Source organism: Dysosmobacter sp. Marseille-Q4140 (assembly GCA_018228705.1).
Taxonomy (GTDB): Bacteria; Bacillota; Clostridia; order Oscillospirales; family Oscillospiraceae; genus Oscillibacter.
On record CP073694.1, the window covers coordinates 2506932 to 2521139 of the forward strand.

14 protein-coding genes are annotated in these 14208 nt (G+C 52.0%); 4 read left to right on the forward strand and 10 right to left on the reverse strand.

Annotated elements, in window-relative coordinates:
- Positions 1-33: 33 nt before the first annotated feature.
- The 4 genes from KFE19_12430 to KFE19_12445 all read left to right on the forward strand — a co-directional run bounded on the left by KFE19_12430 (position 34) and on the right by KFE19_12445 (position 4324).
- Positions 34-1014 (forward strand): alpha/beta hydrolase, encoded by a 981-nt coding sequence (locus KFE19_12430; GenBank protein QUO37186.1) that lies wholly within the window; start codon positions 34-36, stop codon positions 1012-1014.
- A gap of 27 nt (positions 1015-1041) precedes the next feature.
- Entirely contained in the window at positions 1042-2577 is a 1536-nt protein-coding gene (gene cls / locus KFE19_12435; protein QUO37187.1) for a cardiolipin synthase, read from the forward strand.
- Positions 2578-2589: 12 nt separating this feature from the next.
- Positions 2590-3780 (forward strand): AI-2E family transporter, encoded by a 1191-nt coding sequence (locus tag KFE19_12440; protein QUO37188.1) that lies wholly within the window; start codon positions 2590-2592, stop codon positions 3778-3780.
- 187 nt (positions 3781-3967) lie between these two features.
- Positions 3968-4324, forward strand: coding sequence for a helix-turn-helix transcriptional regulator (locus KFE19_12445; GenBank protein ID QUO37189.1), 357 nt, complete (start codon positions 3968-3970; stop codon positions 4322-4324).
- A 188-nt stretch (positions 4325-4512) separates the two neighbouring features.
- Here the strand turns inward: KFE19_12445 and KFE19_12450 are convergent, their stop codons facing one another.
- The 10 genes from KFE19_12450 to KFE19_12495 all read right to left on the reverse strand — a co-directional run bounded on the left by KFE19_12450 (position 4513) and on the right by KFE19_12495 (position 13825).
- Positions 4513-5925 (reverse strand): relaxase/mobilization nuclease domain-containing protein, encoded by a 1413-nt coding sequence (locus KFE19_12450; protein ID QUO37190.1) that lies wholly within the window; start codon positions 5923-5925, stop codon positions 4513-4515.
- A 100-nt stretch (positions 5926-6025) separates the two neighbouring features.
- On the reverse strand, positions 6026-6334 hold the full coding sequence (locus KFE19_12455; GenBank protein QUO37191.1) for a hypothetical protein: 309 nt from the start codon (positions 6332-6334) through the stop codon (positions 6026-6028).
- Complete coding sequence (locus tag KFE19_12460) at positions 6331-7179, reverse strand: nucleotidyl transferase AbiEii/AbiGii toxin family protein (protein QUO37192.1); 849 nt, start codon at positions 7177-7179, stop codon at positions 6331-6333. The genes KFE19_12455 and KFE19_12460 overlap by 4 nt, the downstream gene beginning before the upstream one ends.
- On the reverse strand, positions 7176-7769 hold the full coding sequence (locus KFE19_12465; protein QUO37193.1) for a type IV toxin-antitoxin system AbiEi family antitoxin domain-containing protein: 594 nt from the start codon (positions 7767-7769) through the stop codon (positions 7176-7178). Before KFE19_12465 ends, KFE19_12460 begins: the two co-directional genes overlap by 4 nt.
- 103 nt (positions 7770-7872) lie before the next feature.
- On the reverse strand, positions 7873-8184 hold the full coding sequence (locus KFE19_12470) for a succinate dehydrogenase (protein ID QUO37194.1): 312 nt from the start codon (positions 8182-8184) through the stop codon (positions 7873-7875).
- Complete coding sequence (locus KFE19_12475; GenBank protein ID QUO37195.1) at positions 8181-8486, reverse strand: hypothetical protein; 306 nt, start codon at positions 8484-8486, stop codon at positions 8181-8183. Before KFE19_12475 ends, KFE19_12470 begins: the two co-directional genes overlap by 4 nt.
- A gap of 141 nt (positions 8487-8627) precedes the next feature.
- Entirely contained in the window at positions 8628-8972 is a 345-nt protein-coding gene (mobC, locus tag KFE19_12480; GenBank protein QUO37196.1) for a plasmid mobilization relaxosome protein MobC, read from the reverse strand.
- Positions 8969-10045, reverse strand: a complete 1077-nt coding sequence (locus tag KFE19_12485; GenBank protein QUO37197.1) for a DUF3849 domain-containing protein — start codon at positions 10043-10045, stop codon at positions 8969-8971. The genes mobC and KFE19_12485 overlap by 4 nt, the downstream gene beginning before the upstream one ends.
- Before the next feature lies 1 nt (position 10046).
- Positions 10047-12014, reverse strand: a complete 1968-nt coding sequence (locus KFE19_12490) for a helicase (GenBank protein QUO37198.1) — start codon at positions 12012-12014, stop codon at positions 10047-10049.
- A complete protein-coding gene (locus KFE19_12495; protein QUO37199.1) occupies positions 12011-13825 on the reverse strand; it encodes a group II intron reverse transcriptase/maturase in 1815 nt (604 codons plus the stop codon). The genes KFE19_12490 and KFE19_12495 overlap by 4 nt, the downstream gene beginning before the upstream one ends.
- Positions 13826-14208: the final 383 nt, after the last annotated feature.

The following is a 14208-nucleotide window of genomic DNA, read 5'->3' on the forward strand; positions in this document are numbered from 1 at the left end:
GTAAGTTATACCCACGTTATGAAAGGACGTGCTATGAAGGATTCATTGAAAAAAGGATTGATAATAGGTGCTGCCGGTAGTGCGATTTGTGTGCTTTGGCATCATCTTCTAACCAAAAAGATGATGCAGCTCGCCATGGATCGGGTTGCGCCGCAGGACAGAAGCAACGGAAAAATGCGTGTGTCCGGTTCACCTGAAATGATAGAAACCACTGAAATTGTAAAAAAGGCAGCTGGTCAGCTCGAAAAAAGCGGCTGTGACGTGGTGGAAATCACTGCTCACGACGGAATTTCATTGATTGGGCATTGGTGTCCCTGCGAAGAACCGAAAAGAACTATAGTTGCCATGCACGGGTGGCGTTCCTCCTGGTCACATGATTTTGGTCTAATCGCAGATTTCTGGCGCAATAATCATTGTTCTGTACTCTACGCAGAGCAGCGGGGACAAAATAATAGCGGCGGCGACCATATGAGTTTAGGTTTGCTGGAACGCTACGATTGCCTGGCATGGACAAATTGGATAAACGAGAAAACAGGAAAAAGCATTCCCATCTATCTTGCCGGGGTATCCATGGGTGCAACCTCTGTGCTAATGGCGTCCGAACTGGAACTGCCGGATAATGTATTTGGAATCGCAGCGGACAGTGCATTTACTTCGCTCCATGCAATTTGGAAACATGTCTCCGAAAGCAATCTGCATATTCCTTATGCTCTGCATAAAACAGGTGCCGATAGGATGTGCAAAAAGCGCATCCAAATGGATGCTGATGCTGCCTCAACTACAGAAGCGTTGAAGCACTGCCAAATTCCTGTTCTTTTTGTCCACGGAACAGATGACCACTTTGTTCCGGTTGAAATGACATACGAAAACTATAAAGCCTGTACATCAGAAAAGCGTCTGCTGATTGTTCCGGGCGCTGACCACTGTATGAGCTATCTCGTAGGAAAAAGCACCTACGAGCGCATTGCAAAAGAGTTTTGGGAATTTTGCGAACAGCGGAAAAAGAATCCGTAGATTTGAGTTTGAAGGGGGGGAATCATTATGCGCCAGCGTTGGCTCCGTGTCTTATTCCGTAGAAGGATGTTGACGATACTCCTGCTACTTTTACAGGTATATTTTCTTATATGCCTTGTACTTGGGGGAAGTCAGCTTTCCCGAAATTTCAGTCGCCTACTGACAATCGTCAGTATCATTGCGGTGCTTTATATCGTTTCCCAGAAAGACAAAGGCGCCTACAAAACTGCATGGGCGATCCTGATCCTAACCTTCCCGTTGTTTGGTGGACTGATGTATCTTTTGTCTAATGCACAATCCTCGAAATGGCGCTTTGCAAAAAGTGTCCTCCATACACAACAAAAGGCAAAACCACTCTATGCACTCCCCGGCATTTGCTATGAAAGCGCAACAAAACAACTGCCTGAATATTACCCTCAAATTCATTACTTGCAGGAATACACGGGGTTTCCAATATATGCAGATACAGAAACACATTACCTTACACCGGGTGAACGAAAGCTGGAAACACTTTTGGCAGAACTTGAAAAAGCCGAGAAGTACATATTTCTGGAATATTTCATCGTGCAGGAAGGCGTTATGTGGAACAGCATCTTGGAAGTTTTGAAGCGAAAAACCACGCAAGGCGTAACTGTGCGACTGATTTATGACGATATGGGTTGCTTTCTCACTCTTCCGAAAGACTACGCAAAGCAGCTAAAAAAACACGGTATCCAGTGCGCCGTATTCAATCCCTTCCGACCTGTTCTGACCGTAAAGCAAAATAACAGAGATCACCGAAAAATAGCGGTCATTGATGGAAAGGTGGCTTTTACCGGAGGTATCAATCTGGCAGATGAATACATCAACGCCATTGAGAAACACGGACACTGGAAAGATGCAGCGATCATGCTGAAAGGCAAAGCCGCATGGAGTTTCACACTAATTTTTTTACAGACGTGGGAAATTTGTACCCATACAGACGAGGACTACGAAATCTTCTACCCATGGAAAGAACAAGAGTGCCCTGTTACTGCAAAGGGGTTTGTTCAGCCATACGCTGACAGTCCAATGGATGAAGAAAATGTGGGCGAACACGTTTACCTGCATATCTTAAACAATGCAAAGAAGTACGTGTATATCAACACCCCATATCTGATTGTCGATGATAGTATGCTTTCCGCTTTGCGTCTTGCGGCAAAAAGTGGTGTGGATATACGCATCATCACACCCCACCGCTGGGATAAATGGTGGGTACACATGACCACACGCTCGTATTACCGAGAGCTGATAAAATCAGGCGTTAAAATCTACGAATATACCAATGGTTTCATCCACTCCAAAACCTTTGTGTCCGATGACCGTACTGCAACAGTCGGGACAACAAATTTGGATTTTCGCAGCTTATATCTGCACTATGAATGTGGTGCTCTGCTCTATGAGGCCAAAGCTGTTATGGAAGTCAAGGAGGATTTTCTGCAAACGCTGGAGATATGCCAACAGGTGACAGAAAAGGATTGCAAAACAAATATCGTAGTGCATCTGCTCCAGGATATACTGCGGCTATTTGCACCACTAATGTAAGGAGGGTCTTGAATGTTTGAAGATATTGAAACACACAAAAAATTATCAAAGTGGATTATCGGAACGTTTACAGCCTGCATTTTGATTTATCTTGGCATCCGACATATTAGTCATGTAGCTGATGCCGTGATGTGGTTGAAAGACCTGCTGAACCCACTTTTAATTGGATTGATTTTGGCGTTGTTTCTGAATGTTCCGTTGGGGGTTATTGAAAGACATCTGTTCCCCAAACATCCGACATCTAGGAAAACGAAAATGCGCCGCCCGCTTGCGATCCTGCTTTCATTTATTTTGGTGATAGGGGTCTTTGTCGGTGTTGCTTTTCTTGTTATTCCCGAATTGATCGATGCAGTATCTATTGTCATATCATCCTTGACGAATGGTCTGGATCAACTGGTGGCATTTGAAAGCACGGCTGACTATTCTAAAATCCCATTCGGAGAACAGCTGTCCCAAATTGATATTGATTTTCTTGAACTGAAAGACAATTTGAATGAATGGTTGAATCAATTGGGAACCACCATTATGGACACTGCTGCTTCCGCATTTGGAAGCGTGGTTGCGACGGCAGTCGATTTTGCGATTGGTCTTGTGTTCTCAATTTATATTTTGGCCAATAAGGAGAAATTAAAAAGTCAGATCACCCGAATTGTCCGTGTATGGATTCCAGCATGTTTTGCCGAGCGGGGCATTCATGTGGCAGCTGTCTGTGAAAAAAACTTCAAGCTTTTTGTAGCAGGGCAAACGACTGAGGCAATAATTTTAGGCAGCCTGTGTGCAATCGGTATGTTAATTCTGAGAATACCATATGCGCCGATGATCGGTGCGCTTGTTGGGGTAACAGCACTGATTCCCTATGTCGGTGCCTGGATTGCTACACTTGTGGGTGCATTTTTGATTCTGACAGTCAATCCTTTTAAGGCACTGGTATTCATTATTTTCCTGCTTACTTTGCAACAGATCGAAGGAAATGCAATCTATCCGAAAGTTGTGGGCGCAAAAATCAACCTTCCTGCCATGTGGGTTTTAGCGGCAATCACAATAGGTGGCAATCTGGCTGGACCAATCGGTATGTTGCTTGGCGTACCTGCCGCAGCAGCCACTTACGCTCTTTTGAAAGAAGCAACCGATAAGCGGGAAACGCATCTGAAAACACAAGAAAAAGAGCAGATGGGTAATTCACATAAACAGAATATATCCTAAAAAAATTATCTCAAGATAAAAACTCATAGTAGGGTGTAAGGACTCATGATATAAAAATATCAAGGGTCTTTGCGCCCTATTCGTTTTTTATATTACAAAATCGGCATTATCATACCTTTTAGCGGGCATAATAAGGTTATTCCTCAAAACAAATCGGCACGATACAATGTTATTGAGGTGAATGATTATGCCGATTGACGATTTAACCGCTTTGGGTCAAATAATGCGGGAGGCCCGAAAGAAAAAAGACCTGACACAGCAGGAGCTTTCAGACCAGAGCCATGTTTCTGTAAAACAAATTGCCAACATTGAAAAAGGGCAGATGAATCCTTCCTATTTGATTTTAAGAGCATTGGCCAAGGTTTTGAACATCTCTCTGGATTCTCTGATAAATCCGGATGTTTCTCCAGAAGATGAGGGAGCCAACCAGATGAAAATGCTTTATTCCAGCTGCCCGTCAGAAATGCGTGAAACCCTGCTGCACCATACACAGGAGACCATGCAGGAATTAACAGAGCTATCTAAGAAAATTGAAGCGAATTGAGCCAGTGAGTGAAATTTGACGGTTTCCTCTCTGGCTCTTTTCATTTCTGCAAAGAAAGCGGCAAGCGATGCCTGTGGCTATCCAGATAGCCCCACGCGCTTGTTGAGGGAAGTCCCCCAAGCCCCTTTGAACACAGATTTTCAATCTGTGGCTGCGCGTTCTTGCGAACGCTTTTGACCGCGACCAGCTCACCGCTGGCCGTGGTCTTTTTCTTTCTGTTGCGGCTCGGTCTGCTCCATCGCCAAGACCCTATCCACATTGTTCTTGACCGTCAGCAGCTCCCGCATGGCAGTGCGGGCCTGTCGGTACTCGCCATAAGCCTTTTTCTTATCCGCCAGCAGTTGGGCGTACTCGGTCTGAAGCTCCTTGATGGTGGGCAGCTTCTTCACATTCAGCTCGTTGAAGGCTTCCTTGGCGGCCTGGTGCAGCAAGATTTCCTCCTCATGCTCCTGCCGGAATTTCTTTGAATACCCGGCCTTGCGGTAGGCCACATAGGTGTCGCGGGTCTTGGCGTAGTTGACGATATGAGTTCGCAGCACGGCGATCTCGGCCATGCGCTTCTCGGCGGCCTTGATCTGATCGGACAGCGCATGGTAGCGGGCCGTCGCCTCTGCTGTTTTGGTTTCTAAATCGGCATAATCCAGCAGCCCGTGTTCAGACAGGTAGTTGAGGGTCTGGGCCATCTGTTTGAGGTTGAACACCTTGGCCCAGCGAGCATACCCGGCGCCTTTTCCGGCCTGGAGTTTTGCCTGGATGTCCACCAACAGATTGACCTTGGGTGGAGCGGTCTGTACAGCGGTTTTCTTGCGGGGCGTATGCTCTTTCTGGCCGGAGAGGACCGCCAGCAGATCGTCCAGCGCGTAGCCGTCCCCCAGCCGGTCAAAGCGGACGTTGTTGCCCCAGCCCTCCGCGCCGATGGAGATGGTTTTGCCGCGCTGGTGAACGGTAAAGCCGTCCTGTTCCAGCAGGCACAGCAGCTCCTCCAGGCTGGCCGGTTTCTGTGCCAGCGCCCGGTCAATGGCCTGGCGCAGCAGCTCCTTGTGGGAGGGCTTGGCCGCATCGCCCAGCCACTTGTTGTAGCTCTGGCCGCGCCGCTTGGGAGCCTCCACAATGGAGTAGCCATTCTCGATGCAGATGGTATCGCTCAGACGGTGGACAGCGCGAGTGCTGCCCCAAAAGTTGCGGAACTTGCGGTCACACTCCAGCGTGGTGGAGTTCCATATAATATGGTTGTGGACGTGAGCCTTGTCGATGTGGGTACAGACGATGAAAGCGTGCTTGCCTTTGGTAAAGCGCCGGGCCAGCTCCACGCCCAGGCGGTTGGCTTCCTCCGGCGTGATCTCGCCCGGCACAAAGGACTGCCGCAGGTGGTAGGCGATCACGTCGTCCGCACCGCGCACCCGGCCAGTGCGGGCGGCGTAGGTCTGCTTGTCCAGCAGGAACTGCGCGTCGGCCACGCGGCTGTCACACTGGTAGCTGGTAATGAGCCTGCCGTGGTCGGTCTTTTCTGGATTTTTTACATAGTCGATGATGTCGCTGATCGCCTTGCCGACCATGCGGCCCTTGCCGGCGTGCAGCGGTATGATGCGGGTGGTGGCCATGCGGGGTCCGCCTCCTTTCCAAAAAATAAGCGGCCTGCTCATCACAGACCGCATCGGTTTACTCTATATCAGTTTCCTCGTCCATATAAAAATCGAAATCTTACTCAAAGTCATCTTCCAATTCATCCAGTTCTATCCTGGGCGGGAACCTCATTTCATACTGTTCCGTTGCCAAGGCCCGCACGGTGTCCCGTCGGTCTTTCATCCGCTTCCTCAGCCACGAAAGCTGTCCTTTGGATAATCGCCAGGGAAGGTTGACAAGCTGGGTAAGTGTCATTTCTTCCGCCTGCTTTTCTGGCGGGAGAGCGGCGCAGGTTTTACAAATGTGCGCGGCGTGACCCTTGCTGGAAAACTTTTCGTTTGCCTTATACTCGCCACAGACCTTGCAGTAGTGTCCACGTTTTTTCATACCTCACCCTCGCAACGAGAGAACAGCTGCCGCACCGCAGCCATGACCGTATTCCAGTCAAGGTCGGACGCATAGGAAAACTTTTTCTGATAGGCCGCCCACAGGTCCTGCATGACCGGGCTGTTCTCCACTTCATCAAAGACTTCGGCGGCCTCGGCCAGATGGCGCTCGGTGCCGCGCTTGTGGGCTGTCGCCAGCAGCGCGTCATGGAGAACGTGCGGGTCCAGAGTGCTGCCATAGAGTTGTTGCAGGATGGCGATGTCGTAAAAATCTCTCATACGGGTGTTGGTCGTAGTGCGGGTGATGATGGTTTCCAGCTTTTCGGCCAGCACGGTCTCCAGGTTATAGGCCCAAACGTCGATGGAGCGGTCCTCCAGCATGAGCTTGAAGCTGTACCGCACCTCTTTAGGGGTGATGGCGTCGCCGGTTGAAATGTCGATTTTCAGCGGGGTGCGCACCCCGTCAAAGAGCGTTGTCACCGTGACCCGGATACCGGGATATTCCGCTTCATCCATGATTTCCGAAATGCTTTTCACCTGGAAGGTAACGCCGTCGTCAATGGGAACAGCGATGATCTCGGCCATCATGTTCTCCACATCCTCTATGCTGACGTTAGCTCCCTTGACCGTTGCGTCCAGGTCCATCGTGGAGCGGGCGTCCAGGCCGACCATCGCGGCCACCAGCATCCCGCCCTTGAGGATGAATTTGTCCCGGTAGGACGAGAGAGAAATGCGTTCCAGAAAACGCTCCATCATATAGTTGCGCATCAAAATCTGCGCATCCGCAGCATTTTTCTTTGACAGGTTGCGGATCAAATCTTTCAGCTGTCTGGCTGTCTTTATCATAGCAGTACCTCCAAATACTGGCGTAAAATCTTCTCGACACGGAACAGCCTGGCATAGCGCATCAGCGTCCGCAGGTCCTTGTCTTTCCGGCGGGCATACGCTTTCAAAGCGTCCTGAAATGTCTGCATCTCGATGTGGCTCCGGCTGCGCAGCACATCGCAGATCGTCCGTTCCATATCATAGACCGGCACATCGTGACCGAAGGGGGTCTGCGCGGCTGTCAGGCCGACCTCATGCAGCTCCGCCTTGATGGTAAAGACCTGGACGCCCTCACCTTTAAGCCGGGTGGGGTTGTACCCTGTCTTGACCGTGACAGAATAGGCCAGCGGCTCCCGGTCGGTCAGGTCGTGGAAAAACAGCGCCGTTTCATGGGAAAAAACCGCCTGCGGACAGCGAAGATGCAGCAGATACATGGCGTCCACCCAGGCATCTTTGGAAAGATAAATCCCATGCGCCGCCTGTTCCAGCCCACGAGACTGCACGAATTGATAAAAAACAGGTTTTGAGATCCCGGCCGCGAGGACCTGCCCGGTGCGCAGCATCCCATCCTGACGTTCCATCAGCTGGTCCAGCTGTTGAAATTTGCTCATGTTCTTCACCTTCCTTTCATGCTAATATTATACGCGAAATTAGCGCGAAAGTAAAGTCAAAAAATTGCCGGGCAATCACTCCCGGCAATTCTTCGCTTCCTATTCAGCCGTACACCGCGTCCTGGATCGCATACCGCAGGTCCTGCACCTTGCCCACCAACCATGCAGCAGCCATCGGCAGGCCCAGCGGGCTGACCAGGAAGGCAATCACCAGCAGGATCACACCGTTTTGCGGCGAGTAGGTCACAAGCACCGCGATCCCCAGCAGCGCCACCACTGTGGAGGCCAAGCCGAAGATAAAGCTGGACACATACAGTAGCCCGAAGCACAGCCAGGTGAACAGCATCAGCGCCAGCACTACCGGCGCAGCAAGGATTTTCAGCCCCAATTTCAAAATAAACAGCACCGCTCTCATTTCAGCGCCTCCTTCCGCCAGTCCAGGTATGGCTGGCACAGTTCCTCTACGGCCTTTTCGTCCGCCTCTGTGACCTCCCGGCGTCCCCGCGTCCGGCAGATCATGGCAAAGTCCTGAAAATCCGAGAGAAGTATATCGAACAGCTCCTCCGGGGTCCGGCAGAGAATGCCGTCCACGCAGTAGCGGGAATCCTTGTCCCAGGCCAGTCGGACGTAGCCGCGTTTGCAGGGAAGAACTTCTTCCTCCGGGTCGCGCAGCAGGTATTCTTGAAAAATCTCTAAGACGTTTTCAAACGTTAACATCAGCCATCACCTCGTTTCTGACTCCATTATCAATCACAGCCCGCCAAAACGCAACGATACCGGCAAAGAAAAAAAGAGGGAGGCCCGGCGATGCAGCCTGCACGCGCCGGACCTCCCTCACAGCAGGGGCGTATGCCCCTGTCACGTCAGCTTTGCCAGCTGGGTCAATACCTGATGCACCCCGTCCCACAAAGCCTCCTGCCTCCGGGATATATCCTCCAGGTCGGCGTCGTAAATGCGCCCGGTTTCATGCGCACGGCGGGCCAGCTGGTTCAAGTTATTGCTGGAATAGCGCATCAGGGACACCAGCTCCTTCAGCTCCGGCAATTCCAGGCGCACCACATAGCCGTCCAGGGCCATCTTGCGCAGGTACGCCTCCCGGTTTTTTGTCCCCAGCTGGGTCATCTTCTGCTCGATCAGCGCCAGTTCTTCCGGCGAGACCCGGAAGTTCAGCTGCACCTCCCGCTTGCGCTTGGGGGCGCTCATCGCTCCGGCTCCTTTTTCTTATGGATGGGGGATTTTTTCTCCGGCTTTTCAGCGGGGCGCGGCTCCTGTTTCAGCTGGCGACGGACCGAGGGGCGGCGCTGACGCAGCTCCTTGGAGCGGTCCTCACTGGCCAGGATGGTGACATAGGTGCCGGGCAGGTCCTTCATGCCGGTGATCGCCAGACTGCGGAATGGCAGCAGCGTTATCAGCTGGTCGTGGGCCTGGGTGCCTGCGCGGGCCAGAAAATCCGGCGAAACGCGGGCCATGTAGTGGGTGCCGTGGGGGCTGTTGGGCGTATCCGGCGCACGAAGCTCCTGCAAGAGCCGGGCGGCCTCGGCGCGGATTTCCTCTGGCGTCAGCGGCTGGAGCCGCAGATAGTCCTGCCGCGCCTGGCTCAAGAACAGATCGACCAAGCCGGAGTGGCTGTCCACCACAAAGTCCAGGTTGCGTTCGCCGCCAAAGCCGTCCGGGTTGGGCGGGATGTCCACCGTCCTGGCCCACGTCTTGTTGGCCGGGCTGAAACGCTCATCCCACTCTTTCTGCTGCACGGTGTTTGCCAGCACATAGAGGGTGCGGGTGTAGCCGAACTGCTCGATCACCTGGGGCACCGCGTCCTTGTCCAGCCGGTTGTCCCGGTAATGTTCTGAAATGGACGCCTCGATGGCCTCCTTGCAGGCGATGTTGGCGCGGCGGGACGCCCGGTACAAATCCAGGTCGCCCTGTTCGCGGGCATGGGCGGCGTCGTGCCGGTAGAGCGGCAGTTCCCGCTGGGCGTCCAGCGCCGCCTCGGCCCGCTGCTCGATACTGTCCCGCACCACATCCATGTAGGAAGTCTCCCGATCAGAAAACTCCTTGTAGACATCGGCCAGCGGGGACGGCGACGCCAGCAGCGCGGCGGCCCGGCTTTGTGGCAGGTCCAGCTCCTCCATCGCCATCAGGATGTCCTCCCGGACCGTGTACTCATAGGTATGCTTTAGAATTTCCTCCAGGGGCTGGCTTTTCAGCCAGTCCCGGAACTTATCCTGTTCGGCGGCCATCTTCTCATAGAGGGCCGTGTTTTTATCGGTATTCATGTTATCGCACCTCCTGTTCGTGGTGTTTTGGTTTCTTTTCGGGATTGCGCGGAACCGGGCGTTTCAAGCCCTCCAGCACCGAGGGGCGGCTGCTCTTGGCAAGAACCGCCTCCGGCGCAGGGCGGCCCCGGCCGTCCATGTTCAGCAGTACGTCCAGTTCGGCCAGCCGGGCGGACTTTACCCGCAAATCATCCTCAAAAGGGAATGGCTTACCCACCTCCGCCTTGGCGGCGGCCTGCTGCTGGTAGAGATTGTCCAGTTGGTTCTTCACCGCCTCCAGCCGCTGGGGCATCTGACTGAGCGCATTGTCGATACGGGTGAGGTTGCCGCGGGGGTCTGTGCCCAGCGTCGCCCGGTGGGTCATCTGGCCTTTCAGCAGGAGCATATACTCTTGCCGGAAAGCGTCAAACGACACCGACATAGCGAAGCCCCGGTAACTGCCCACCGGCACCGGGTCGGTCCCTTTGACCTCCTTGCAGGCGTCCAGCAGCGCGGCCCCGGCGTTCTCCTTGTCGGTGAGGGTGTCGCCACGGACTTCCATCCCGGCAAAGCCGTCCTCCGGGTGCGGGTGTTCCGCCAGCGTTTTCATATCCGCTTCCAGCCCGGCGATAAATCCCTTGTTTTTCTCGATCTCCTCCGGGAAGGTTTTGAGCAACTGGTCCTCCAGGCGGTACTGCTTGCTCTGGTGGTCGGCCTTCATCAGCTTTAACCGCGCCACGTCCACATCCAGGTCCATGCGCTCTTTGATGCGCGGGTCCCCGGCGCACAGCGCCTTGATCTCGGCAAAGGACAGCGCCGTTTCGTCCACATCGTCGCAGCTTCGCACCGGCGATTTGGAGGTCATGATCTGGCTGATGAATTTCTGCTTGTTTTCCACCGTCTGCCAGAGGTAGGCGTCAAACGTCCCCTCGGTGACATAGCGGTACACATGGACGGTCTCGTTCTGGTTGCCCTGGCGCTCGATGCGCCCCTTTCGCTGGGCCAGGTCGCCGGGCCGCCACGGACAGTCCAGATCATGTAGCGCCACCAGGCGGTCCTGGACGTTGGTGCCCGCGCCCATCTTGGCGGTGCTGCCCAGCAAAACGCGCACCTGGCCGGTGCGGACCTTGGAGAACAACTCCTTTTTGCGCACCTCGGTGTTGGCCTCATGGATAAAGGCGATCTGCTCGGCGGGCACACCTTTAGCGATGAGCTTCTGCCGGATGTCCTCATACACGGTAAAGGCCGGTTCCGGCTCATCCAGCGGCACCGCGTCCTCCAAAGCGTGGAGGGTCGGGTTGTCCAGCGCCTTGGCTACCTTTTTGGCGGGCCGGGCCTGGGGCGTGGAGATGTCGCAGAACACCAGCTGGGTCAGCTTGTCAGCCTCGCCGTCCCGCCAGATCTGCATGATGTTGTTCACGCACTGATTGACCTTGGTGCCCGGCTCATCCGGCAGCAGCTGGTTGATGATCCGCTGGTCCAGGCCCAGCTTGCGTCCGTCGCTGGTGATCTTGAGCATATTGTCCTGGGACGGGTCCACCGTACCGCTGTGTACCAGGGAAGCGCGCTCCGAGAGCGCCTTCACCATTTCCTGCTGCTGTTCGGTGGGCTGGGCCACGATGTTGTGGTACTCCACCTGGGGCGTGGGCAGGTGCAGCTGGTCGGCGGTTTTGATGTCCGCGACCTCCTTAAAGAGGTTCATCAGCTCCGGCAGGTTGAAAAACTTGCTGAATCTTGTTCTTGCCCGGTAGCCGGTGCCCTCCGGGGCCAGCTCCAGCGCCGTCACGGTTTCGCCAAACCGGGACGCCCAGCAGTCAAAGTGGGCCATGCCCAGCTCTTGCAGCCGGTCATATTGGAGATACCGCTGCATGGTGTAAAGCTCATAAGGTAGGAAACGCCACGCCATACTTCCTTTCGTCCGTGGTCTTGGCGTAACCCCCTCCAGAACCGTGCTTACACCTCTCGATGTACACGGCTCGCCATCTTTCATAGTTTAAGTGATTTTGTCTTTGCTTCTTCGTAGCATTTCGGGCAGAGAGCCAATGACTTCCGCCTTTTCAGTAGCATCAGTTCATCAAATTCATTATCAGCGTTCAAATCTTTTAAGCGCTTTACATGGTGCATATACACTTTCACGGGGTTTGCTCCGCACATCTCGCATTGTCCGCTTTTTAAACGTCCTGCAAGACTATTCGGTTTTATCTGCCCTCTGTATTTCGGCATAATGTCTACAAATTCAGGTGCGATATTGTTATTACGCCTAAATCCTTCATTGTAAAACTCACACCGCTTTGTTCCACTCTTGGTTTTGTAATCTGCGCCAAAGTCGCCCTTTACGCTACGGTATTTCTTATACATCTTCATAACAGAAGAATTATATTTTGCCGCCAACGTCTTTAAACAGCTTCCACGCATGATAGAATGAAATTTCCCCAGATTGCATACATTGATTGCTAACCTGTAATAATTGTACAATCCTCTGATTTCAGAATTATATTTACTGATGATTGCCACATCGTCTAATGGCATAAGCGCCCCTCTGTGGAGTGGCTTCCAAATCTCTTTGCCGTTTTCGTCTTTTTTGATTTTAAACGCACCGTATTCGTGCAGTTTCGCAATCCATTTTTCTTTCGGCATATATAACTGCACTTTTCCATACCACACCCGTTGCAGACCTTTTTTCGTCCGCTTTGTGTCCTGACTTCTTGATATTCTTATGTCGTATCCAAGATACCGCACCTTTTCAGAGGAATGGGTAACGTGAGTTTTCTCCTCCGACATTGTGAGATTTAGCTTGTCTTTTAGAAATATCTTTACCTGTTCCTTGATATTTTCAGCATCCTGCTTTGAACCTGTTATTGAAATCAGGAAATCGTCAGCGTAACGGTTGTATTGAAGTCTTTTGTAATTCTCATCCATCTCGTCTAAATGTGGTGTGGACAACATCACTTTCCTTGCTTCTTTAAATGCTGCTAGGTTTGCTTCTGTGCGCTCTATTTCCAGATTTTTCTGCGCTTTCCGATAAGCCCAGCGTACCTTATCATGGTCTTTGTGGACTTTACGGCTTCTTGTATCGCCTTTGTCAAAACTCTTTTTCATCCTTGCCATGAACTCATCAAGTTCATTCAGATAGATGTTGGCAAGTATCGGACTGACACCGGAGCCTTGTGGACTGCCGGAGTACGTTTCATGGTATGTCCACTGTTCCATATATCCTGCCCTTAGAAACTTCCACATCAGCGATATGAACGCTTCATCTTTTATGCGCTTTCTCAAAAGCTGTATTGTGATATGGTGGTCGAAGCTGTCAAAACAAGCCTTAATGTCTCCTTCGATTATCCACTTTGCACCAGTGAACAGCGTTACGATTTCTTTTAACGCTGTGTGGCAACTTCTTTTCGGTCTGAAACCATGTGAATTATCAGAGAATGTCGGCTCATAGATTGCTTCAAGTATCATACGGACAACTTCCTGTAACAGTTTATCGTCCGTTGACGGAATCCCCAATGGGCGCTTTTTACTGCTGTTTTTCTTCGCAATATAAACACGCCTTGCAGGGTTCGGCTGGTATGAGTGGTCTCTCAGCTTCTGAATGAGCTTTTCAATGCGCTCCATGCTCATACCGTCAAGAGTGAATCCGTCTGCACCTGCCGTCATGCTCCCCTGAGAGGTCGCAATATTCTGGTATGCAAGCAGATAGAACTCTGGGTTGTACAGGTTACGGTATAATCTCTCGTACCTGTACTCTTTGTTTTTTGCTTTTTCACTTAAACTTTTCAATACATTTTCGGGACTTCTCATAATGCCTCACGCACCTTTCCTTATTATTTGTATTGAAGAAAGACTGTCTCCCTTCGCCATGTGGACGGCTTTCCCGTCCTCGGACTACTACGGAGACTCTGTTGCCATAGTAAATATTCAGAGTCACTTTTCTCATAGCACTCATAGCCGATTTTCGGCATTTTACCTTAGGCAATCCCCGTTTAGAACTGTAATAACATAAGCCTGTTATGATTTCGGATGTGACGTTCGTCGTTTTCCATTATCCTATGGCTGATTTACTCTGGGTATCTTGTGGATACGCATGGCCGACTCATATCCACCAGAGTACATGCGAGTATAACTTCCTTACGCATGGAGCAACATTTTGCCCAATCTCCGACTGTCATTCAGGCAGTTTAGCT